Below are 23,223 nucleotides of genomic sequence, written 5' to 3'. Positions count from 1 at the left end.
AGTACAGCACGGATCCGGGGCTTCGGAGAAGCCACCGTTTCCGTTGCTAAGAACCTATGGGGATTCGCTGGGCATGTGCAAACTATTTTTCCGACGAGTTTCTACGCGTCGTCAGGATCTTGGCCTTCGGGGTCCTCACCTGCGCAGATGGCCAGCACGTCGGCTCCGTACCGCTCGAGCTTGCGCGCGCCCACTCCGGAGATCATCGAGAGCTCTCCGTCCTGCGAGGGCGCGGCCTCCGCGATGGCCATCAGCGTCTTGTCCGTGAAGACGCAGTAGGCCGGCATGCCCTGGTCCTTCGCCTGGACCGCCCGCCAGTCGCGCAGCCGCTCGTAGAGGCCCTCGTCCATGTCCGAGGGGCAGTCCTCGCAGCGCATCAGTTTGAGCTCGCCGGCCTCGGTCAGGGTCTTGCCGCAGACCCGGCACAGGACCGGTCCGCGGCGGACGCGCTTGCGGACCGGGCCGCCCGGCGCGCTTCCCGGGGCCATGGAGCCCGGCCGCAGGCCGCTCAGGAAGCGGCTGGGGCGTCGGGACCCCCGGCCGCCCGGAGTGCGGGAGAGCGCCCAGGAGAGCGTCAGGTGGTGCCGGGCCCGGGTGACGCCGACGTAGAGCAGCCGGCGCTCCTCCTCGACCTGCTCGTCGGTCTTCGCATAGGTGATCGGCATCATGCCGTCGGTCAGGCCGACGAGGAACACCGCGTCCCACTCCAGGCCCTTGGCCGCGTGCAGCGAGGCGAGGGTGACGCCCTGGACGGTCGGGGCGTGCTGGGCGGCCTTGCGCTCGTCCAGCTCGATCGTGAGGTCGGCCAGGGTGGCGCCCGGGCGGGCCCGGGCGAAGTCCTCGGCGAGCCGGACCAGCGCGGCCACGGACTCCCACTGGTCGCGGACGGCTCCGGAGCCGGCGGGCGGCTCGTGGGTCCAGCCGGTCGAGCTGAGCACGGCCCGGACCTGGGGGCCGAGTTCGACGATGTCGTCGAGCAGGGGGTCGTTGCCGCCGGAGCGGGCGGCTCCGCGCAGGGCGAGGATCGCCTTCTGCACCTCGGCCCGCTCGAAGAAGCGCTCGGCTCCGCGCAGCTGGTACGGGACCCCGGCGTCGGCGAGGGCCTGTTCGTAGACCTCGGACTGGGCGTTGATGCGGTAGAGGACGGCGATCTCGCCGGCGGGGACTCCGGCGGCGATCAGGTCCCGGATCCGGACGGCAATGCCCTCGGCCTCGGCGGGCTCGTCGGAGTACTCGGCGTAGACCGGGTCGGGGCCGGCCTCGCGCTGGGAGATCAGCTCGAGGCGGTGCTCGGCGGCCCGGCCCTTGGCTTGATTCAGCAGTCCGTTGGCGAGGTGGACCACCTGGGGGGTGGAGCGGTAGTCGCGGACCAGCTTGACCACGGTGGCCTGCGGGTACTTGGTGCGGAAGTTCAGCAGGTGGTCGGGGGTGGCGCCGGTGAAGGAGTAGATCGTCTGGCTGGCGTCGCCGACCACGCAGAGGGTGTCGCGGTCGCCGAGCCAGAGGTCCAGGAGCCGCTGCTGGAGCGGGCTGACGTCCTGGTACTCGTCGACCACGAAGTGCTGGTACTGGGTGCGGATCTGGTCGGCCACGGCGGGGACGTCGTGCAGGATGCCGACGGTGAGGAGCAGCACGTCCTCGAAGTCGATCATGTTGCGGTCGCGCTTGAGCTGCTCGTACATCCCGTAGATCTGGGCGATCTCGGCCAGGTCCCGGGGGGCCTCGCGGCCGGATTTGAGAGCGGCCGCCGGATAGTCGGCGGGCACGGTCTGGGTGACCTTCGCCCACTCGATCTCGCCGGTGACATCGCGCAGCTCGCCCCGGTCGAGGCGGATGCGGCAGCGCGCGCCCGCCTCGGCGACGAACTGGATCTTGCGCTCCAGCAGTCGGGGCACCTCGCCGCCGACCGCCCGGGGCCAGAAGTACTGGAGCTGGCGCAGGGCGGCGGAGTGGAACGTGCGCGCCTGCACCCCGCCGGCGCCGAGCTCGCGCAGGCGGCCGCGCATCTCGCCCGCGGCGCGGTTGGTGAAGGTGACGGCCAGCACGCTCGCCGGCACGAGTTGGCCGGAACGCACCCCGTAGGCGATGCGGTGGGTGATCGCCCGGGTCTTGCCGGTACCCGCACCGGCCAGTACGCACACCGGCCCGCGCAGGGTCGTCGCGACCTCGCGCTGCTCCGGGTCCAGGCCCAGGAGCACCGCGTCGGCCGAGTCGGCGCCGGCCGTGAAGGATGAGGAGTGCGTTGCTGCTGTCACCCCGCCATGCTGCCAGGTCCGGAGGGGAGGGAGGGGAAGCCGTCCACAGGGCACCCGCATTCTTCATACCGGAACCGGCCGGCACGGGCCGCGGAGCCGTTCCCGGAGCCCGGTCCGGAGCCCGGTCGGAGCCCGGTCCGGCCCCCGGGAATGGCCGCGCCGTCCCGTACGTTCGACTACTCGGACCAACGAGCACCCCACGAATGGAGAGCGCAGCATGCAGGACGCGGGCACGGTCACGATGTACAGCACGACCTGGTGCGGCTACTGCCGTCGGCTGAAGAGCCAGCTGGACCGGGAAGGCATCGCCTACAACGAGATCAACATCGAGCTCGACCCCGAGTCCGCGGCGTTCGTGGAGAAGGCGAACGGCGGCAACCAGACGGTTCCCACCGTCCTCGTGAAGTCCTCCGCGGGCAACGAGTCGGTCATGACGAACCCGAGCCTGGCCCAGGTCAAGCAGGCCCTCGCCGTCTGATCCGCCCGCCGGTGTGCGCAATCGCACTACAGAAAGGCCCCCGCCTCGGCGGGGGCCTTCTGCTGTGACGAGGGTTACGCGGCCGGCCTCGGCAGCGGCTTGCCGTACCAGAGCTCGACCAGCCGGGCCGCGATGGAGATCCCGGCCGGCGGGAGCACCTCGCCCGCCTCGATCGCCGCGAGCAGGTCGTCGCGGGAGAACCAGCGGGCCTCCTGGATCTCCTCGCCGTCGACCGTGATCTCGGAGGTCACGGCGCGCGCCGTGAAGCCCAGCATCAGGCTGTACGGGAACGGCCAGGGCTGGCTAGCGACGTAGTCGACCTCGCCGACCTTGACGCCCGCCTCCTCCCAGACCTCGCGGATGACGGACTGCTCGATCGACTCGCCCGGCTCCACGAAGCCGGCCAGGGTCGAGAAGCGGCCCTCCGGCCAGTGCACCTGGCGGCCCAGCAGGGCGCGGTCCTGATCGTCGGTGACCAGCATGATCACCGCCGGGTCGGTGCGCGGGTAGTGCTCGGCGCCGCAGCCCGGGCAGCGGCGGATGTGCCCGGCGGCCGCGACCACCGTGCGCTCGCCGCAGCGGGAGCAGAAGCGGTGCATGCGCTGCCAGTTCTCCAGCGCCACCGCGTGCACCATCAGTCCGGCGTCCCGCGCGCTGAGCAGCATCCCGGCCTCGCGCAGACCGGCGGGGCGGGCCGACTGGTCCATGCGGCCGGGCAGCGAGTCCTTCTGCAGCGCGAAGTACCGTACGCCGTCCTCGTCGGTGCCCAGGAAGTACCGGTGGGTCTCGGTGACCGGGGCCTCGAAGGCCGGGGTCATCACGATGGAGGTGGAGCCGTCGGGGGCGTCGTCGATCAGGACCTGGCCGCCGGAGACCACGAAGACCCGGGTCGTCGGGTGGGACCAGGCCGCGGCGAGCCACGCCTCGTCGAGGCGGTGGTGGGCCTCGCGGTCGATTCCGCTGGGCGCGGCCAGCGAGATCGGGCGCTCGGGCTCGGTATGGGTGCTCACAGGTACTTCCAACTCCCCCGGTGGTAGGACACAGGCAGGCTCAGCAGGACGGGTGTGCGGTGGCAGTGGTTCTGCCGTGGCAGAGGCTCCACGGCGGCAGGGCTCTACGGTGTTTCAGCCGGACGCCGGCTTCCAGTGGGCGGCCAGGTCTCCCCAGAGGTACGCCGTCGTCTCGACTCCCTTGGCGAGCAGATCGAGCTCCACCTTCTCGTTCGGCGAGTGCCAGCCGTCGGAGGGTACGGAGATTCCGAGGAACAGGACAGGGGCGTCCAGTACGTCCTGGAGGTCCGCCGCCGGTCCGGAGCCGCCCTCGCGGGTGAAGCGCACCTTCTGGCCGAAGGCCCGGCCCATGGCCCGGACCACCGACTGCAGCGCCGGGTGGTCCAGCGGGGTCAGGCAGGGCCGGGTGGGGGCGCCGAAGGTGATGGAATGCCGGATTCCGGCCGGGATCCGCTCCGCGACCCAGTCCTTGACGGCCGCCTCGACCTCGTACGGGTCCTGCCCGGAGACCAGGCGGAACGACAGCTTCAGGTGCGCCGAGGCGGGCACGATGGTCTTGCCGCCGGGGCCCTGGTAGCCGCCGCCGATGCCGTTGACCTCGGCGGTCGGGCGGGCCCAGACGCGCTCCAGCGTGGAGTAGCCGGCCTCGCCCGAAGCCGCGTAGGACTTGGCCGTACGGAGCCACTCGGCCTCGTCGAAGGGCAGCTCCGCGATCAGCTCGCGCTCGGCGTCCGTGAGCTCGGCGATGTTGTCGTAGAAGCCGGGGATCGTGACCCGCTCGTCGGCGTCGTGCAGGGCCGCGACGAGGCGGGCGGCGACGGTGGCCGGGTTCGGCACGGCGCCGCCGAAGGCGCCCGAGTGGATGTCCTGGTCGGGGCCGTGCAGGTCGATCTCGCAGTCGGCCACGCCGCGCATGCCCGTGCAGACGGTGGGGGTGGTCTCGGACCACATGCCGGTGTCGGAGACGATCACGATGTCGGTGGCGAGGCGGGCCGCTTCGCGCTCGACGAGGGCGCGGAAGTTCGGGGAACCGGACTCCTCCTCGCCCTCGATCAGGAGCTTGAGGCCGACCGCGGGGGCCGCGGCGCCGGTCGCGGCGAGGTGGGCCCGCACGCCGAGGGTGTGGAAGAACACCTGCCCCTTGTCGTCGGCGGCGCCGCGCCCGTACATCCGGCCGTCCTTGACGACCGGATCGAACGGGTCGGTGTGCCAGCCGTCGGCGAGGGCGGCGGGCTGTACGTCGTGGTGCCCGTAGACGAGGACGGTGGGAGCGGCGGGATCCGCGCTCGGCCACTCGGCGAAGACGGCGGGCGCGCCGTCCGTCTCCCAGACCTCGGCGACCGGGAAACCGGTCTCCTTGAGCTTCGCGGCCAGCCACTCGGCGCTGCGGCGCACGTCGTCCGCGTGCTCGGGCTGGGCCGAGACGGAGGGGATGCGGAGCCAGTCGGCGAGGTCTTCGAGGAAGGCGGCGCGGTGCGTGTCGATGTACGTGCGGACGACGCTGTCCGCCGGGGTGTCGCTCATGCCCACGAGCCTAACCGTCCGTTCGATGGTCACTTTCCGTGTCCGGTTTCCCTTGGAGGATCCGCTCAAGACGGGCCCGGTCGGGGAGGTTGCCCGGCCGGATGACGCGGCCGCTGCGGACGTGCAGGAAGGCCGCGGTGATGTCGGCGAGCGGGGTTCCCGTGGCTTCCGCCCAGGCCAGGCGGTAGACGGCGAGCTGGAGGGGGTCGGCGTCGGTGGTGCGGCCGGTCTTCCAGTCGACGATCTCGAAGCCGCCCTCGGAGTCGCGGTAGACCGCGTCGATCCGGCCGCGGATCACCCGGCCGGCGAGGGTCAGCTGGACGGGCACCTCCATCCGGTACGGGGTCCGGTCGGCGTACTCGCTGCGCTCGAAGGCCGCCTTGAGGGAGTCGAGGTCGGCCTCGTCGGCGATGTCCTGGTCGGAGCCCGCGCCGGGCAGCTCGGTGGCGGGGTCGAGGAGGTCGAGGTGCGGCAGCGGAAGCTCGTCGAAGCGGGCCTCGACCCAGGCGTGGAACCGGGTGCCCTGGCGCGCCGCGGGCTGCGGGGGCTTGGGCATGGGGCGGGCGAGGTCGCGCACGAAGCCCTGCTCGTCGGCGGCGAGGCGCATCAGCTGGCTGGCGGAGAGCGCGGAGGGCAGCTCCACGTCGCGGACGGCCGCGCGGGCACGGCGGAGCTCGCCCTCCAGGGCGTCGAGGTCCCGGTCCCAGGAGGCCATGGTGCGGGCTTCCTCGGGGGTGAGGCCGGTTCCTCGGGCGGGGCCGGCTCCTCCGCCGGGTGCGGTCCGTTCCCCGTCCTCGGGCCACAGGTCGTCGCCACCTGGCGGGGTGGTGCGCGGCTCGGGTGCGGCCCAGCCGTTGGCGTCGGCCTCCGGCCAGAGGTCGTCGGGGGCCGGGGTGCGGGCGTTTCCTTCCCCCACCCCGCCCCTTCCCGAAACCGGGGCTGCGCCCCGGACCCCCTGCGGGGTCCCGCCCGTGGCGGGGTACGCCTCCTCCGGATCCGGGGGTTCCTCGTCGTAGGCGGGTTCCTCGTCGTAGGACGGGTCCTCGCAGTCCGGAGGCCAGAGGTAGTCGTCGGCGGGGTCCGCCACCGGGGCCGGGGTGTCCGCGGCGGTGGCCAGGTGGGATTCCACCAGGGCCGCCGCCCGGCGGCGCAGGGTGAGGGAGTCCGGGTCCAGGGGCAGGGGCCAGGAGTGGTCCGGGGTGGAGTCCGTGGCCAGGGCCGGGTTCTCCGCGTCCGGCTCCGGGGTGTCCGCCCAGGCTTCGATCTCGCCGTGGCCCGCGGCGCAGTGGTCGTGGAGGGCCGAGAGGAAGGCGGACGGGCCCCGGGGCTTCTTCTGGGTCGGCCCCCACCAGTGCCCCGAGGCGAGGAGGAGGGAGCGGGGCCGGGTGAAGGTGACGTACCCGAGCCGGAGCTCCTCGACGGCCTTGTGCGCCTTGAGGGCGGACTTGAAGGAGCGCAGGCCCTGCGAGGTCCATTCCGGGGACCCCGGGAGGGTGGCCGCGTCGCCGCGCAGGTCGTACGGGAGGACCTTCGCGTACGAGGTCCAGGCCTCCGGGGCCTTCTCCTTCGGGAAGGAGCCCGCGCACAGGTCGGGGACCACGACCACGTCCCACTCCAGGCCCTTGGACTTGTGGGCGGTGAGCACCTTGACCGTGTTCTCCCCGCCCGGCAGCGCGTGGTCCAGGCCCTTCTCGTACTGGGCCGCCGTGCGCAGGAAGGCCAGGAAGGCCAGCAGGGAGGCCTCCCCGTCCAGGGAGGCGAAGCCGGCCGCCACGTCCATGAAGCTCGACAGGGTCTCCCGGCGGCGGGCCGCCAGCGCGTGCGGGGACGCGGCCAGCTCCACGTCGAGGCCGGTCGTGGACAGCACCCGGTGCAGTACGTCCATCAGCGGGTCGGCGAGCGAACGCCGCAGGTCGCGCAGTTCCTGGGCCAGGTGCGCGAAGCGGACCCGGGCGGCCGGGGAGAACGGCAGGTCGTCCGGGGCTCCGGCGGATCCGTGGCCCGCGCCGTCAAGGAAGGTCTCCAGGGCGTCGGCCAGGGAGACGACCTCCGAGGGGTCCACCCCCTCCACCGCGGCCGCCAGCCGGTCTTCGCCGCCCCCGTCCTGTGGAGTACGGGCTATCAGCGTGCGCGCCCGGCGGCCCAGCAGCGCCAGGTCCCGGCCGCCGATCCGCCAGCGCGGGCCGATGAGGAGCCGGACCAGCGAGGCGTTGGCGCCCGGGTCCTGGAGGACCTCGCAGACGGCGACGAGGTCCGCGACCTCGGGGAGGTGGAGGAGCCCGGAGAGGCCGACCACCTCGACGGGGACGTCGCGCTCGACCAGGACGGCCTGGATCCGCGCGAAGTCTCCGGCGGAGCGGCACAGTACGGCGATCTCGCGCGGCTCCGTACCCGTGCGGACCAGGTGGGCGACCGAGTCGCCGAGCCAGTCGAGCTCCTCGGCGTGGGTCTCCAGCAGTGCGCAGCGCACCGAGCCGGCCTGCTCCTCGCCCGGCGCGGGGCGCAGCGCCTCGACCCCTTCGTGCATGGCGCGCAGCGGGGCGGCGAGCTCGTTGGCCAGGTCGAGGAGGCGGCCGCCGCTGCGCCGGTTCTCGCTGAGCGAGAACCGGGTGGCTGGGCGGCCGTCCGCGTGCGGGAAGTGCTCGGGGAAGTCGTCGAGGTTGGCCACGGAGGCGCCGCGCCAGCCGTAGATGGCCTGGCAGGGGTCGCCGACGGCGGTCACGGCGTGCCCGGTGCCCCCGCCGAAGAGCCCGGACAGCAGCAGCCGCTGGGCGACGGAGGTGTCCTGGTACTCGTCGAGCAGGACGACCCGGAACTCCTCGCGCAGCAGCGCGCCCACTTCGGGGCGGGTGGTGGCCAGCTGCGCGGAGAGGGCTATCTGGTCGCTGAAGTCGAGGAGGTCGCGGGAGCGCTTGGCGGCGCGGTAGCGCTCGGTGAGCTCCAGCAGTTCCAGGCGGCCGCGCACGGCCTCGGGAACCTTGCGCAGGTCGTCGTTGGTGAGCTTGGTGTCGGCCAGGACCGAGAGCAGGTCGGTGTCGTACGCGCGCAGTCGCTCGGGCGGTACCAGGTGCTCGGAGAGCTCCCCGTCGAGCGCGAGCAGGTCGCTGACCAGGTCGGGGACGGATTTCGTGAGGGAGGGGTAGGGGCCGGGGGCCTCGCGGAGCACGCGGGCGGCGAGCTGGAAGCGGGTGGCGTCGGCGAGCAGCCGGGCGCTGGGTTCCAGGCCGATGCGCAGGCCGTGGTCCTTGAGGAGCTGTCCGGCGAAGGCGTGGTACGTCGAGATGCGCGGCTCGCCGCCCACGGAGTCGGCCTCGGCCGGGGAGGGGTCCGGGTCGCTGATGCCGGCCCGCCCGAGGGCACCCCGTACGCGCTCGGCGAGCTCGCCGGCGGCCTTGTTGGTGAAGGTCAGGCCGAGGACCTGCTCGGGCGCGACCGCGCCGGTGCCCACCAGCCAGACCACGCGGGCCGCCATCACGGTGGTCTTGCCGGAGCCGGCGCCGGCCACGATGACCTGCGGGGCGGCCGGGGCGGTGATGCAGGCCATCTGTTCGGGCGTGAAGGGGATCCCGAGGAGCTCCTTGAGCTGCTCCGGATCGGTGAGTACGGGCTGGGCGGGCGGACGCACGGACACCTCAAAAGGCTAGCCGCCCCCACCGACACTCCCTGCCGGACCGGTCACTCCACCGTCTGGCGGCCCTCCGGCCGGGCGCTGCACGAGCTGCGGAAGGAGCAGTGGTCGCAGTGCTTGCCGATGGCGGGGGCGAAGCGTTCGTCGAGGACCCGCCCGGCGGCGGTGGCGAGCAGGTCGCCCACCCATTCGCCGTGCAGGGGCTCCTGCGCCTGGATCTTCGGCACCTCGTCGCCGCCGTCCTTCTTCGGCGCGCCCTGGCGCAGCTGTACGAGCTCGGCCCCGCCCGGTTCGGGGCGCAGGCCGTCGAAGACCTCGTCCACGGCGCCCTCGCGCACGGCGAGCTGGTAGACGGCGAGCTGCGGGTGGCGCGCGACCTCGTCCTTGGTGGGCGCACCTTTGCCCGTCTTGAAGTCGACCACGTACGCCCGTCCCTGCGGGTCCGCCTCGACCCGGTCCATGGAGCCGCGGATCCGGACGGCGTACTCCCCCGCTTCGAGCGTGACGTCGAAATCGTGCTCCGTGGCCACCGACTCCCGGCCCCCGCGGTCGGTGGTGTGCCAGCGCAGGAAGCGTTCCAGGGCGGCGCGGGCGTTGTCCTTCTCCTGGCGGGACTTCCAGGGGGCGTCGAAGGCCAGCGAGTCCCAGACGGAGTCGAGGCGTTCCATCAGGACGGCGAGGTCGGCGGGGGTCCGCCCGGAGGCGACCTCGTCGGCGAGGACGTGGACGACGTTGCCGAAGCCCTGTGCGGCGGTGGAGGGGGCGTCGGCCTTGACCTCGCGGCCCAGGAACCACTGGAGGGAGCAGGTGTTGGCGAGCTGGTCCAGGGCGGAGCCGGACAGGGCGACGGGCCGGTCCCGGTCGCGGAGCGGGACGCTGCTGCGGGTGGGCTCGTACAGGCCCCACCAGCGCTGCGGGTGCGCGGCCGGGACGAGCGGGCGGTCCTCGTCGTCGGTGAGCACGGCGAGACGGGCCAGGCGCCGGGCGGCGGCCTCGCGCAGGGCCTCGGAGGCCTCGGGGTCGACGGTGGTGGCGCGCAGCTCGGCGACGAGGGCGGGCACGGCGAGGGGGCGGCGGGGCCGGCCGGTGACGTCCTTGACGGGTACGCCGAGCTCGGTCAGGAACCGGGACGGCTGGTCGCCGTCGTCCGCCGGAGCCTTGACGGCGGTGACGACGAGGCGGTGGCGGGCGCGGGTGGCGGCGACGTAGAAGAGGCGGCGCTCCTCGGAGAGCAGCGCACCGGGGGTGAGGGGTTCGGCGAGTCCGTCGCGTCCGATGCGGTCGGCTTCCAGGAGGGAGCCGCGGCGGCGCAGGTCCGGCCAGAGCCCTTCCTGGACGCCCGCGACGACGACGAGTCCCCACTCCAGGCCCTTGGAGCGGTGGGCGGTCATGAGCCGGACGGTCTCGCGGCGGACGGCGCGGGGGGTGAGGGTGTCGCCCGCGATGTCCTCGGCTTCGAGCTGTTCGAGGAAGTTGAGCGCGCCGGCGCCGCCGGTACGTTCCTCCGCGCGGGCGGCGGTGTCGAAGAGCGCGCAGATCGCGTCGAGGTCGCGGTCGGCGTTGCGGCCGGCGGAGCCGCCGCGACGGGCGTTGCGCTCGAGCCGCTGCGGCCAGGGGGTGCCGTCCCAGAGGGTCCACAGGACCTCTTCGGCGGTGCCACCGCCGGCGAGGAGCTCACGGGCCTTGCGCAGGAGCAGGCCGAGGCGCTGCGCGCCGCGGGCGTAGGCGGGGTCGTGGGCGACGAGCCGCTCCGGCTCCGCGAGGGCGCGGGCGAGCAGCACGTCGGAGGGCGCGGGCGTCCGGATCCCGGCGGCCCGCTCCTCGTCGCGCAGCGCACGCCCGAGCCGCCGCAGATCGGCGGCGTCCATCCCCCCGAGCGGCGAGGCCAGCAGCACGAGCGCGGCCTCGACCCCGACCCACCCGGCGTCACGACCGGTGTCCTGGCCGTCCGTGGAACCGGGGGCGGCGTCGGACGCGGACCCGGCGGAGTCGGGGCCGATGTCCTGGCCGTCCGTGGAACCGGGGCCGTCGGACGGGCGGTCCGGGGCGCCGGTCCCGGCTGCGGACGCAGGCGCAGCCTCAGACGCAGGCGCGGCCTCAGACGCGGCCTCGAGGTCAAGCCCGGACCCGGCCCCGGCCCCCTCGGCGGCGTCGGGCTCGTCGGCCTGGGCCTCCGGGGCCTGCGGGGCGGGGCGGAGGGCGGACTGGGCCAGGGTGCGCAGGGCCGTCAGGAGGGGGGTGACGGCCGGTTCGTGGCGGAGGGGGGTGTCCGTGCCGTCCGTTTCGGCCGGGACGCCCGCCGCGATCAGGGCGCGCCGCATCTGCGGCAGGGTGCGGCCGCCCGCGCGGACCAGGACGGCCATGTCCTGCCAGGGCACGCCGTCCTCCAGGTGGGCCCGGCGCAGGATGTCGGCGATGTTGTCCAGTTCCGCGCCGGCCGTGGGGTAGGTGAAGACCTCGACCCGGCCGCCCTCCCGGCTCGACGCGAGCGCGCGGTGGGCCCGTACCGCCGCCGAGGGGAGGCGGGGCACCGGCATGCGGGCGGTCAGCTGCCGGGTGGCTGCCAGGAGCACGGCGGGCGAGCGGCGGGAGACCGTCAGGGCGTGGATCCGCGCACCCGGGAAGGAGGTCTCGAAGTCGAGGATGTTGTTGATGTCCGCGCCCCGGAAGGCGTAGATCGACTGGTCGGGATCGCCGAAGGCGGTCAGTCGGCCCGCCGGTCCGGCCAGGACGCGCAGCAGCCGCAGCTGCGAGGCGTCGGTGTCCTGGTACTCGTCCACGTAGATCGCGTCGTAGGACAAGGACAGCGTCGGGGTGCGCTCCGCCAGCAGGACCGCGCGGTGCAGGAGCTCGGCGTAGTCCAGGGTGCCCTGGAGGTCCAGGACGTCCAGGTACTCGGAGAGGAAGGCCGCCGCCGCCTGCCAGTCCGGCCGGCCCAGGCGGGCGGCGAAGTCGGCGAGGGCGGCGGGGCCGAGGCCCAGTTCGCGGGCGCGGGCCAGGACCGCGCGGACCTCGTCGGCGAACCCGCGCGTGGTCAGCGCGGCCCGCAGGTCGTCGGGCCAGCGGATGGCCGCGCCGGGGCGCAGCCGGCGCTGTCCCTCCAGGAGGGTGCGGACCATGACGTCCTGCTCCGGGCCGGACAGCAGCCGCAGCGGGTCGGCGAACAGTTCGGTGTCCTGGTGGGCGCGGACGAGTCCGTAGCAGAAGGAGTGGAAGGTGGTGGCCTGCGGGGCGCGGGCGCCGCCGAGCCGCAGGGCGGTGCGGTCGCGCAGTTCCACGGCCGCCTTGCGGCTGAAGGTGAGGATCAGGATCCGTGCGGGATCGGTGCCCGCCTCGACGCGGGCCGCGACCGCTTCGACCAGCGTGGTCGTCTTTCCGGTGCCCGGTCCGGCCAGTACCAGCAGCGGGCCGCCGGTGTGCTCAACCACCGCGCGCTGCGCTGCGTCCAGCACAGGAGGATCCACCCGTTCCGGCCCGGTACGCACGAGGCGGTACGCGTCCGGGGTCCGCGTACGCCGCCGCTCGGTGCGGTGGCCGTCGGAGGAAGAGGTGTTCACGTGGGGTGCCGGTCCTGGTGGGTCTGCCGTCGCAGCGGTCGCTGCCGTGGTGACGGCCGCAGCCGAAGCCGAGGCCGAAGAGGCAACGCTACGGCAACCCGCGCGGCCCGCGCAGTCTCCCCGGGTCGGCGGTACGGACCGCCGTCAGGGGTGCCGTCCGGGCTGCCGTCCGGTCCCGCGCACGGCTCGTACGGGGCTTCGGACGCTCCTTCGACCGCCCGTTCGGGCCGCGCATGGCCGAAGCTGTCAGATGTGACCTTCGTCCTGCGCCGCGACCGCCCCGGCGGATCCGCCCCAGCGCGCCCGCCGCATGTCCAGCCGCGGTTCGCCGTCGGCGGTCAGGCGCAGCGGGGTGGCCTCGGCGCGGTAGTTCTCCAGCGCCCGCCCTTCGCTGCCGGGCAGCGGGCGGCCGTCCGCCCGCACCACGCGCCACCAGGGCACGGCCGCGCCGTACAGTGCCATGACGCGGCCGACTTGGCGGGGTCCGCCCTCGCCGAGCCACTCCGCGACGTCGCCGTACGTCATCACCCGGCCGGGCGGAATCCGCTCGGCCGCCTCCAGCACCCGCTCCGCATAGGCGGGCAGCTCTTCGCTCATCCGGCCCATGGTGCCGCACGGGACCGACAAGGCGGCGGAAGCCCGCGTTCCGCACCGGCTCGCACCCTGATGCCCCGAGCGGCCGCCGGTCCGTGCCACCATCTTCCGGGCGGTGACGCGTGATAGGTGATCAAGAAGAGATGGAAGTGACGGAAAAGGAGCAGGGTGTGAGCCCTCCGGACGACGGCGCGACGGAGCACTCCGGCGACTCCGCCGAGGCCCCGCACGGGCACACCCCGACCGCCGCCGACCAGGTGGAGGTCGACGAGCCGCTGCTGGCCGCCCGGGTGCACCGCCCCTCCGACCTCGTACGGCTCCTCGTCGGCGTCCTCGGCATCGCCGTGGTCCTCGGCATCGCGGCCTTCGCCCACGGCACCACCGCGGGCCTGGAGGCCGACATCAGCAACGGCACCGGCCAGGCGCCGGACGTGCTGATCAAGGTCGCCGGGCTGGTCTCCAGCATCGCCGTGCTCCTCGTACCGGTGGCCTTCGCCATCGAGCGGCTGATCAAGCGCGACGGGCTGCGCATCGCCGACGGCGTGCTCGCCGCCGTGCTCGCGCACGGCGTGACCCTCGCCACCGACCTGTGGGTCTCCCAGGGCGCCTCCGCGACCATCCAGGAGGCCCTCACCCGGCCGACCGGGGCCGGCGGGGCCCTCACCGATCCGGTCCACGGCTACCTCGCGCCCGTGATCGCGTACATGACCGCCGTCGGGATGACCCGGCGGCCGCGCTGGCGGGTCGCGCTGTGGGTGGTCCTGCTGCTGGACGCCTTCGCGATGCTGGTCGGCGGCTACACCACCCCCTTCTCGATCATCCTGACCGTGCTGATCGGCTGGAGCGTCGCGTACGGAACCCTGTACGCGGTCGGCTCGCCGAACGTCCGGCCCACCGGGCAGAACCTCCTCGCGGGGCTGCGCCGGGTCGGCTTCCAGCCGGTCAGCGCGATGCGCGCCGAGTCCCCGGAGGGCCCCGACAGCACCGAGGTCAGCGACCGCGGGCGGCGCTACCACGTGACCCTGGAGGACGGCCCGCCGCTGGACGTCACCGTCGTGGACCGCGAGCAGCAGGCGCAGGGCTTCTACTACCGGGTCTGGCGGCGCCTGACCCTGCGCGGGATCACCACCCGGCGCAGTCTCCAGTCGCTGCGCCAGGCCCTCGAGCAGGAGGCGCTGCTCGCCTACGCGGCCATCGCCGCCGGGGCCAACGCGCCCAAGCTCATCGCCACCTCCGAGCTCGGCCCGGACGCCGTGATGCTGGTCTACGAACACCTCGGCGGCCGGAGCCTGGACTCGCTGGCGGACGAGGAGATCACCGACGACCTGAGCCGCAACGCCTGGGAACAGGTACGGGCCCTGCAGTCGCGGCGCATCGCGCACCGGCGGCTGACCGGGGACGCCCTGGTGGTGGATCGTTCCGGCAGCACGGGTCCGGGCAGCATCACCCTGACCGACCTGCGCGGCGGCGAGATCGCGGCCGGCGACCTCGTGCTGCGCATGGACATCGCGCAGCTGCTCACCACCCTCGGCCTGCGGGTCGGCGCCGAGCGTTCGGTCGCCTCGGCGGTGTCCGTACTGGGCCCGGACGCGGTGGCGGACTGCCTGCCGCTGCTCCAGCCGATCGCGCTGAGCCGCTCCACGCGGGCCACGCTGCGCAAGCTCGCGCGGGAACGGGCGGACCGGGAGCGGGAGGCCGTCCTGGAGTCCTCGCGGGTGGCGAAGGCCGCGCGCGAGGCGGACTCCGCTTCGCCGACCGCGCGCTCGGCGGCCGACCGCAAGGCCGAGAAGAAGGCGCTGGACGACGCGTACGACGCGGCCCGCGAGGAGGACCTGCTGAGCCAGATCCGCCAGCAGGTGCTGCTGATCCGCCCGCAGGCCCCGGTGGAGCCGGCCCGGCTGGAACGGATCCGGCCGCGCACGCTGGTGTCGTTCATCGCGGGCGCCTTCGGCGCGTACTTCCTGCTCACGCAGCTCGCGCACGTCAACTTCGCCACCATCGTCAGCGAGGCGCGCTGGGGCTGGGTCGGGGCCGCGCTGGCCTTCTCGGTGCTCACGTACTTCGCGGCGGCGATGAGCCTGCTGGGCTTCGTGCCGGAGCGGGTGCCGTTCCTGCGGACGGTACTGGCGCAGGTCGCCGGATCCTTCGTGAAGCTGGTGGCTCCGGCGGCGGTGGGCGGTGTCGCGCTGAACACCCGCTTCCTCCAGCGGGCCGGCATCCGGCCGGGGCTGGCGGTGGCCAGCGTGGGCGCCTCGCAGCTCTTCGGGCTGGCCAGCCACATCCTGCTGCTGCTGTCCTTCGGCTATCTGACGGGCACCGAGAAGACCCCGGAGATGACCCCGTCCAGGACGGTGATCGCCGGTCTGCTGACGGTGGCCGTGCTGGTGCTGGTGGTCACGGCGGTGCCGTTCCTGCGGAAGTTCGTGGCGACCCGGGTACGGGCACTGTTCGCGGGCGTGGTGCCGCGCATGCTGGACGTCCTGCAGCGTCCACAGAAGCTCCTCACCGGCATCGGCGGGATGCTGCTGCTGACCGGCTGCTTCGTGATGTGCCTGGACGCCTCGATCCGCGCCTTCGGGGGCGGCGAGGCCATCAGCTACGCGAGCATCGCGGTCGTGTTCCTCGCGGGCAACGCGCTGGGTTCGGCGGCGCCCACTCCGGGCGGCATCGGCGCGGTGGAGACCACGCTGACGCTGGGTCTGATCGCGGCGGGGCTGGAGAACCAGGTGGCGATCTCCGCGGTGCTGCTGTTCCGGCTGATGACGTTCTGGCTGCCGGTGCTGCCGGGATGGATTTCCTTCAACTTCCTGACGCGCAAAGAGGCGATCTGAGAAGGGCCGGTATGGCCGGAAAGTCCCACGTGTAGCGCACGCTTTCCCGGGCACGATATCGGGACGCGGAACAGCGGACCGGGGGGACTGCGATGATCCATTACCTGAGCGCTTCCGAAGAGCCCAACTGGATCATCAGTGCTCTACTGGGCGCGATCATCGGCGCCCTCATTTCGCCCGCCGGAAAGGCCGTGCTCTATCCGGTGCGCCGGATGAAACCGCACCCCATGGCCGGGAAATGGTATTCGTACCACGTGAGTTTTATGGCGGGGCAGCCGATATTCCGATACGGCACCATCACCGTCAAGACGGGTATGCGCACCCGGTACAGCATCCAGCGGACCACTTCGGCGGCCCCCTTCGGAGCCGACGGCAGGCCGACCCCGCCCGTCCTCACGTACAGCGGCGGCACCCTCACCGAGGAGGCCGACCACATCGTCATGACCTTTCTCGGCAGCTCGCACCGCGAAACTCTCACTTATAGATTCCCGAGCCGCATTCCATCGAACTCCAGTGTTATACCGGGAGTCTGGATGGCCTATGACCACGATTTGAACCCGGCGGCCGGCACCGCTATTCTCAGCCGCGATCCGCTGACTGACGAGGGTGAAGCCCGCCGGGTTCTCGGCTCCTGGGTGGTCAGCGAAGGTCTCGCACTCCATCTCAGGAAATCTCCGCAATGAGGCACACTCATGATCAATTCAATTGACGCGGACGTCATTGTCGTCGGACTCGGCGCGATGGGCAGCCAGACGCTCTGGCGCCTCGCCGAGCGGGGCGTCGACGTGATCGGCATCGAGCAGTTCACGCCGGGCCACGACCACGGGGCCAGCCACGGCGAGTCCCGGATCATTCGCAGCGCCTACGCCGAGGGAGCCTCGTACGTCCCGCTCGTCAAAGAGGCGTGGCAGCTGTGGAGGGACCTGGAGCACGCCTCGGGGCGGGCCCTCCTCGAACAGACCGGCGCGCTGATGCTCGGCCCGGCCGACTCGCCGGTCATCGTCGGACCGCTGGCCTCCGCACGGGCCTGGGACCTGAAGTACAAGGTGCTGGACACGGAGGAACTGCGCGGCGCCTTCCCCCAGTACGCGCCGCTCGACGGACTGATGGGCTTCTACGAGGAAGACGCGGGCTACCTGCGCCCCGAGGCCTCGGTCACCGCGGCCGTCGAGGTGGCCCGCGCCCGCGGGGCCGAGGTGCTCCAGGACACGGCCGTGACCGGGATCCTCCCGGACCCGGGCCGCCCCCGGGTCCGCATCGGCGACCGCGAGCTCACCGCACGCCACGTGGTCGTCGCGGTCGGCGGCTGGCTCCGGCGGCTGCTGCCCGCCACCGCACCGCTGATGACCGTCGAGCGCCGGGTGATGGGCTGGTTCCGCCCGACGGACCCCGCCGCCTTCGGCGCCGACCGCTTCCCCGTGTTCGTGCACAGCGACGCCTCCGGCGATCACAACCTCTACGGTTTCCCCTCGCTCGACGGCGAGACCCTCAAGATCGGCCTGCACACCTGGCCCGGCATCTACGAGACCATCGACCCGGCCGCCGGACACCGCCCCCCGGACGCGGCCGACGCACAGCGTTTCGCCGAGGCCGTGCACCGCACCTTCGTCGGCGTCGACCCCCAGCCCGTCCGCATGGAGTCGTGCATGTACTCGCTGACCCCCGACCGGCATTTCCTCGTCGGCCCCCGCCGGGACCTCCCCGGGCTCACCCTGCTCGGCGGCTTCTCCGGTCACGGGTTCAAGTTCGCCAGCGTGATCGGCGAGATCGCGGCGCAGTTCGCCGTCACCGGGAAGACGGGCCTGCCCGTGGACAAGTTCGACCCCCACCGATTCGACTCGTGACCTGGAGGCCGCCACATGTTCTCGGACGCCGATTACGGTGAGCACGTGGCGGCCTCGTACCAGCACGGCCAGGGCCTGCCGCCGCGGACCCTGGACATGTGGCTGGACGTCTTCGCACGCCACGTCGGCCCGGACGCCCCGGACACGGTCATCGATCTGGGCTGCGGCACCGGGCGCTTCACCCCGCTGCTGGCCGACCGGTTCGGGGCGCGGGTGTTCGGTGTGGAACCCTCCGAGCCCATGCTCGAAGTGGCCCGCGAGAGCCATCCGCACCCGTGCGTGACCTACCTGCATGGCCAGGCGGAGCGCATCCCCCTGCCCGACTCCTGCGCGGGACTCCTCGTGCTCTTCCAGGTCGTCCAGCACTTCTCGGACCCGGTGAAGGCCGCCGCCGAGATCGCACGGGTCCTGCGCCCCGGCGGCACCGTCGTCCTGCACGCCTTCTTCGCCGGCCAGAACTTCACCACCACGCACTCCCGCTGGTTCCCCGGCGCCCACGCGATCGAGGAGGCGCGGCTGCCGCGCCTCGACGACACCGTCGCGCAGCTGCGGACCGCCGATCTCCGGCCGACGGCCGTGGAGCGGCACGTGATGGACCTCGCGGACGGGCTGCGGTCGTACGCCGAGCGGATGAGCCACAGGGCGCTGTCGATCTTCCAGTACCTGCCCGAGGAGGAGATCGAAGCGGGGCTCGCCCGGCTCCGCGCGGAAGCCGCGCTCGAGACCCACCCGGTGCCGGTCCGCACGGCGGCGCAGCTGATCGTCCTGCGCAAGCCCCCTTCCGGCGGGACCCGCCCCCACCGGCCGCGGCCGGGCCGCCGGGTGCTCGCCCTAGAAGAGCAGCAGGAGTGATGCCAGGAGGGCCGTCGAGCAGGCGAGCTCGACGGCTCCGACCAGCGGCACCTTGAGGCCCCGCCCGGGCAGGGCGACCGCCCTGGCCAGGTAGGCCCCGAAGGGGAGCGCCAGCCACGGGGAGAGGAAGGCCGCCGACAGGGCGAGGGCCGCCGCGTGGTGGGCCACCGATCCGCGGTAGTACGTACGGGAGTTCCGCTCCCGGATCATCGTCTTCACGTAGGGGACGGTGCCCGCGAAGTAGAGCAGGCAGGCCGCCGCCGGGGCCCACAACCACCCCGCCCCGCCCAGGCGTGCGGCCACCAGCAGCATCCCGCAGGCCGGGACCACCGCCACCAGCCCGTTGAGCAGCGCCCGCTCCCGGTTGCGGTGCGCGTACCAGGTGGTGGTCGCCGGGAACGGGGCCGCCGCCGCGCCGGCGAGGAGCAGCCAGGGGTGTGCCACCGCGAGCGGGATGCCGGCCGCCGCGCACGCCGCGCCGAAGACCACCGCGGGACGTACGTGCCTCCGCGCCACCGCCGGGCGCCGCGCCGCGGCCCGGCGCAGGCGCAGCCACTGCTGGGCGTGGAAGAGGGCGCAGTAGCCGAGGAGCCAGGCCGTGAGGAGCAGCACGTGCGCCCGTCCGGGCCGGGGCGCCAGGAACGTGCCCGCGAGGAACGGCACCGTCAGCATCGCCCAGGCCCCGTGCTGGTCCGGTATCCAGGCGGTGGCCTTCTTGGGCGACACGTTCCGGGTCCTTCCTCTCATTGGTATGCGGGCTCGTAATTTTCCGGATTCCCACCGGAGTTGGCCTCTTCCAGCGTGACATCCACATGACCTGTGAAAGACCGGAATTAGGTCATGCCCGCCCGGGACCTTTGTCATCGGATTCGCCTCCGGACCGGGCGTAGCGTCGTGTCCGGGCCTTCTTGTCCTGGCCCTCGCACCGCCTTTATTCCGGCCTGGAGGGTCGCCTTGCACGAGCGCCACGGACGTCAGGAACACCAGGACGCCGCCGAATCTCTGATCAAGGCGGGCAGTTTCTTCACGCGCGGCGAGGTCTCGGACGACCTGCGCACCGTCCACAGGACCGGCGGCCGGGCCGCGGAGGCGTTCTACCGGGACCGATGGAGCCACGACAAGGTCGTGTACTCCACCCACGGCGTGAACTGCACCGGTTCCTGCCGGTGGAAGGTGTACGTCAAGGACGGGATCATCACCTGGGAGACCCAGTCCACCGACTACCCCTCGGTCGGCCCGGACAGCCCCGAGTACGAGCCCCGCGGCTGCCCGCGCGGAGCCTCGTTCTCCTGGTACTCCTACTCCCCCACCCGGGTGCGCTACCCGTATGTCCGCGGCACCCTCCTGGAGATGTACCGCGAGGCCAAGCAGCGGCTGGGTGATCCGGTCGAGGCCTGGGCGGACATCCAGGCCGATCCGGTCCGGCGGCGTACGTACCAGCAGGCGCGCGGCAAGGGCGGGCTGGTGCGCGCGACCTGGGAGGAGGCGACGGAGATCGTCGCCGCCGCGCACGTACACACCATCAAGGAGCACGGCCCGGACCGGGTCGCCGGTTTCTCGCCGATCCCGGCGATGTCGATGGCCTCGCATGCGGCGGGTGCCCGTTTCCACTCGCTCATCGGTGCGCCGATGCTGTCCTTCTACGACTGGTACGCCGACCTGCCGGTCGCCTCCCCGCAGGTCTTCGGCGACCAGACGGACGTGCCCGAGTCGGGCGACTGGTGGGACGCGGCCTATCTGATGATGTGGGGCTCGAACGTCCCCGTCACCCGCACTCCGGACGCGCACTGGATGACCGAGGCCCGCTATCGCGGCCAGAAGGTCGTCGCCGTCTCCCCCGATTACGCGGACAACACGAAATTCGCCGACGAATGGATGCACCCGCACCCCGGTACGGACGGTGCGCTGGCCCTCGCGATGGGCCATGTCATCCTCAAGGAATTCTTCGTCGAGAAGCAGACCCCCTTCTTCACGGATTACGTCCGGAAGTACACGGACCTTCCTTTCCTCGTGTCCCTCACCGAGACGGAACAGGGTCTGGTCCCCGGAAAGTTCGTCACCGCAGCCGATCTCGGACAAGACACCGAGAACGCCCAGTGGAAGACCGTACTGATCGACGACACGACCGGTGAGGTCGTCGTCCCGAACGGCACGCTCGGGCACCGCTGGGGCAAGAACGAGAAGCCGGAGTGGAATCTCGAACTCGGCGACACCGTCCCGCGCCTGACCCTCCACGGCACCGCCGACGACAGCGTGGAGATCGTCCTGCCCCGCTTCGAGGACGACGAGCGGGGTGTGGACGAGGACGGCGGGCCGCGCGGCACGATCCGCCGCGGCGTGCCCGTACGGCGTCTCGGGGACCGGCTGGTCACCACCGTCTTCGACCTGATGCTGGCCCAGTACGGGGTCGGCCGCGAGGGTCTGCCCGGCGTCTGGCCGACGGGGTACGAGGACGCGTCCGCGCCCGGTACCCCCGGCTGGCAGGAGTCGCTGACCTCGGTCCCGGCGGCCCAGGCGGCGCGCGTGGCACGGGAGTTCGCGCGGACCGCCGAGGAGTCCCGGGGCCGCTGCATGATCCTGATGGGCGCGGGCACGAACCACTGGTTCCACTCGGAGACCATCTACCGCTCCTTCCTCGCCCTGCTCACCCTCACCGGCTGCCAGGGCCGCAACGGCGGCGGCTGGGGCCACTACGTGGGTCAGGAGAAGTGCCGCCCGGTCACCGGCTGGGCCACCCTCGCGGCGGCCTCCGACTGGTCGCGCCCGCCGCGCCAGATGATCGGCGCGGCCTGGTTCTACCTGCACACCGACCAGTGGCGCTACGACACCCTGCCGGCCGAGGCCCTCGCCTCCCCGCTCGCCAGCGGTGCCTTCGAGGGGATGACGGGCTCGGACTGCCTGGCGGCGAGCACCCGGATGGGCTGGATGCCCTCGTACCCGACCTTCGACCGCAATCCGCTGGAGCTGGCGGAGGCCGAGGACCCGATCGCGGAGACGGTCCGGCAACTCAAGAGCGGGGAGCTGGGCTTCGCCGGCGAGGACCCGGACGCCCCGCACAACTGGCCGCGCGTGCTCAACGTATGGCGCGCCAACCTGCTGGGCTCCAGCTCCAAGGGCAACGAGTACTTCCTCAAGCACCTCCTCGGCACGCACTCCAACCTCCCCGAGGACGGGCCGCGTTGCACCCCGAAGGACGTGACGTACCGGGAGGAGGACGTGGAGGGCAAGCTCGACCTGCTCATGTCCATGGACTTCCGGATGACGTCCACGACGCTCCTGTCCGACGTGGTCTTCCCGGCGGCCACCTGGTACGAGAAGCACGACCTGTCCTCGACGGACATGCACCCCTTCCTGCACGCCTTCACCCCGGCCGTGGACCCGCCCTGGCAGGCGCGCTCGGACTACGACGCGTTCAAGGCCCTGGCCGAGCGCTTCGGCGAGCTCGCCTCCACCCACCTGGGCGTACGCAAGGACCTGGTCGCCACCGCGCTCCAGCACGACACCCCGGGCGGCGAGATGGCCCAGCCCGGCGGGGTCGCGCTGGACTGGTCGAAGGGCGAATGCGAGCCCGTACCCGGCCGGACCATGTACAACCTCCAGGTCGTCGAGCGGGACTACGGGGCTGTCGGCGAGAAGTTCGCCGCGCTCGGCCCGCTCGTGGACGAGCTGGGCGTGACCACGAAGGCGGTCACCTTCGACGTGGCCGAGGAGGTCGCCTACCTCGGCGCGAAGAACGGCACGGTCCGCGGCGGAGTCGCCGAGGGCCGCCCGCGCCTGGAGACCGCCCAGCAGGCCTGCGAGGCGATCCTCTCCCTCTCCGGCACCAGCAACGGCCGCCTCGCCACCCAGGGCTTCGAGACCCTGGAGAAGAAGGTCGGCACCCCGATGGCCCACCTGGCCGCCGAGGCCGAGGGCAAGCGGATCACCTTCGCCGACACCCAGGCCCGCCCGGTCCCGGTGATCACCTCGCCCGAGTGGTCGGGCTCCGAGTCCGGCGGGCGCCGCTACACGGCCTTCACGATCAACACCGAGCACCTCAAGCCCTGGCACACCCTCACCGGCCGCCAGCACTTCTTCATCGACCACGACTGGCTGCACGAGGTCGGGGAGTCCCTGCCCGTCTACAAGCCGCCGCTGAACATGCACACCCTGTACGGGGAGCCCGAGCTCGGCACGGTCGACGAGAAGGCCAAGTCGGTCGCGGTCCGGTACCTGACCCCGCACAACAAGTGGGCGATCCACAGCCAGTACCAGGACAACCTCTACATGATGACGCTGGGCCGCGGCGGCCAGACGGTGTGGATGTCCCCGCAGGACGCCGAAGCGATCGGGGTCGCGGACAACGACTGGATCGAGGCGGTCAACCGCAACGGCGTGATCACCGCCCGCGCGATCGTCTCCCACAAGATGCCGCCCGGCACGGTCTACATGAACCACGCGCAGGAGCGCACGGTCGGCGTCCCCAAGACGGAGAAGACCGGCCGCCGCGGCGGCATCCACAACTCGCTGACCCGGGTGATGCTCAAGCCCACCCACCTCATCGGCGGTTACGCCCAGCTGACCTGGGCCTTCAACTACCTCGGCCCGACCGGCAACCAGCGCGACGAGGTGACGGTCATCCGCCGCCGCGACCAGAAGGTGGAGTTCTAA

The 23,223-nt window shown here is 72.6% G+C and carries 13 protein-coding genes; 6 read left to right on the top strand and 7 right to left on the bottom strand.

Features of this window, described 5'->3' with window-relative positions:
* Positions 1-101 precede the first annotated feature (101 nt).
* Entirely contained in the window at positions 102-2,315 is a 2,214-nt protein-coding gene (locus tag OG490_RS24710; protein ID WP_330298467.1) for an ATP-dependent DNA helicase UvrD2, read from the bottom strand.
* A 157-nt stretch (positions 2,316-2,472) separates the two neighbouring features.
* Here OG490_RS24710 and OG490_RS24705 point away from each other — a divergent pair, with 157 nt between their 5' ends.
* Positions 2,473-2,733: a mycoredoxin gene (locus OG490_RS24705; RefSeq protein ID WP_330298466.1), complete on the top strand. Its 261-nt coding sequence runs from the start codon at positions 2,473-2,475 to the stop codon at positions 2,731-2,733.
* A gap of 74 nt (positions 2,734-2,807) precedes the next feature.
* Here the strand turns inward: OG490_RS24705 and nudC are convergent, their stop codons facing one another.
* The 5 genes from nudC to OG490_RS24680 form a co-directional block, all read right to left on the bottom strand.
* Positions 2,808-3,743, bottom strand: coding sequence for an NAD(+) diphosphatase (nudC, locus tag OG490_RS24700; RefSeq protein ID WP_330298465.1), 936 nt, complete (start codon positions 3,741-3,743; stop codon positions 2,808-2,810).
* 114 nt (positions 3,744-3,857) lie between these two features.
* The gene (locus OG490_RS24695) at positions 3,858-5,267 is read right to left on the bottom strand and encodes a dipeptidase (protein ID WP_330298464.1); all 1,410 of its coding nucleotides are present in this window, start codon (positions 5,265-5,267) and stop codon (positions 3,858-3,860) included.
* A 10-nt stretch (positions 5,268-5,277) separates the two neighbouring features.
* A complete protein-coding gene (locus OG490_RS24690) occupies positions 5,278-8,898 on the bottom strand; it encodes a UvrD-helicase domain-containing protein (RefSeq protein WP_330298463.1) in 3,621 nt (1,206 codons plus the stop codon).
* Positions 8,899-8,942: 44 nt separating this feature from the next.
* Entirely contained in the window at positions 8,943-12,452 is a 3,510-nt protein-coding gene (locus tag OG490_RS24685) for an ATP-dependent helicase (protein WP_330298462.1), read from the bottom strand.
* A gap of 246 nt (positions 12,453-12,698) precedes the next feature.
* Positions 12,699-13,058: an MGMT family protein gene (locus OG490_RS24680; RefSeq protein WP_330298461.1), complete on the bottom strand. Its 360-nt coding sequence runs from the start codon at positions 13,056-13,058 to the stop codon at positions 12,699-12,701.
* Positions 13,059-13,189: 131 nt separating this feature from the next.
* On the opposite strand from OG490_RS24680, the gene OG490_RS24675 reads away from it, so the two are divergent.
* From OG490_RS24675 to OG490_RS24660, 4 genes are all read left to right on the top strand, one after another.
* Positions 13,190-15,877 (top strand): lysylphosphatidylglycerol synthase transmembrane domain-containing protein, encoded by a 2,688-nt coding sequence (locus OG490_RS24675; protein ID WP_443065870.1) that lies wholly within the window; start codon positions 13,190-13,192, stop codon positions 15,875-15,877.
* 92 nt (positions 15,878-15,969) lie between these two features.
* Complete coding sequence (locus OG490_RS24670; protein WP_330298459.1) at positions 15,970-16,560, top strand: hypothetical protein; 591 nt, start codon at positions 15,970-15,972, stop codon at positions 16,558-16,560.
* A 9-nt stretch (positions 16,561-16,569) separates the two neighbouring features.
* Positions 16,570-17,721 carry an N-methyl-L-tryptophan oxidase gene (solA, locus tag OG490_RS24665; protein WP_330298458.1) on the top strand — a complete coding sequence of 384 codons (1,152 nt, stop codon included), beginning with the start codon at positions 16,570-16,572 and terminating at the stop codon, positions 17,719-17,721.
* 15 nt (positions 17,722-17,736) lie between these two features.
* Entirely contained in the window at positions 17,737-18,573 is an 837-nt protein-coding gene (locus OG490_RS24660) for a class I SAM-dependent methyltransferase (RefSeq protein ID WP_330298457.1), read from the top strand.
* On the opposite strand, the gene OG490_RS24655 is transcribed toward OG490_RS24660, so the two are convergent.
* A complete protein-coding gene (locus tag OG490_RS24655; protein WP_330298456.1) occupies positions 18,553-19,299 on the bottom strand; it encodes a YwiC-like family protein in 747 nt (248 codons plus the stop codon). The genes OG490_RS24660 and OG490_RS24655 overlap by 21 nt on opposite strands.
* Positions 19,300-19,527: 228 nt before the next feature.
* Between OG490_RS24655 and OG490_RS24650 the strand changes: the two genes are divergently transcribed.
* Complete coding sequence (locus OG490_RS24650; RefSeq protein WP_330298455.1) at positions 19,528-23,223, top strand: nitrate reductase subunit alpha; 3,696 nt, start codon at positions 19,528-19,530, stop codon at positions 23,221-23,223.

Source organism: Streptomyces sp. NBC_00503 (genome assembly GCF_036346895.1).
GTDB lineage: Bacteria > Actinomycetota > Actinomycetes > Streptomycetales > Streptomycetaceae > Streptomyces.
Note: the sequence above shows the minus strand (reverse complement) of the source record. Positions and strands in the feature narration are given on the sequence as shown.

What these genes read in the sequence shown, in the direction of transcription:
- OG490_RS24710 (WP_330298467.1), bottom strand. Translation starts at nt 2,315, where the DNA reads ATGCGGGTGCCCTGTGGACGGCTTCCCCTCCCTCCCCTCCGGACCTGG.
- OG490_RS24705 (WP_330298466.1), top strand. Translation starts at nt 2,473, where the DNA reads ATGCAGGACGCGGGCACGGTCACGATGTACAGCACGACCTGGTGCGGC.
- OG490_RS24695 (WP_330298464.1), bottom strand. Translation starts at nt 5,267, where the DNA reads ATGAGCGACACCCCGGCGGACAGCGTCGTCCGCACGTACATCGACACG.
- OG490_RS24680 (WP_330298461.1), bottom strand. Translation starts at nt 13,058, where the DNA reads ATGGGCCGGATGAGCGAAGAGCTGCCCGCCTATGCGGAGCGGGTGCTG.
- OG490_RS24675 (WP_443065870.1), top strand. Translation starts at nt 13,190, where the DNA reads ATGGAAGTGACGGAAAAGGAGCAGGGTGTGAGCCCTCCGGACGACGGC.
- OG490_RS24670 (WP_330298459.1), top strand. Translation starts at nt 15,970, where the DNA reads ATGATCCATTACCTGAGCGCTTCCGAAGAGCCCAACTGGATCATCAGT.
- solA (WP_330298458.1), top strand. Translation starts at nt 16,570, where the DNA reads ATGATCAATTCAATTGACGCGGACGTCATTGTCGTCGGACTCGGCGCG.
- OG490_RS24660 (WP_330298457.1), top strand. Translation starts at nt 17,737, where the DNA reads ATGTTCTCGGACGCCGATTACGGTGAGCACGTGGCGGCCTCGTACCAG.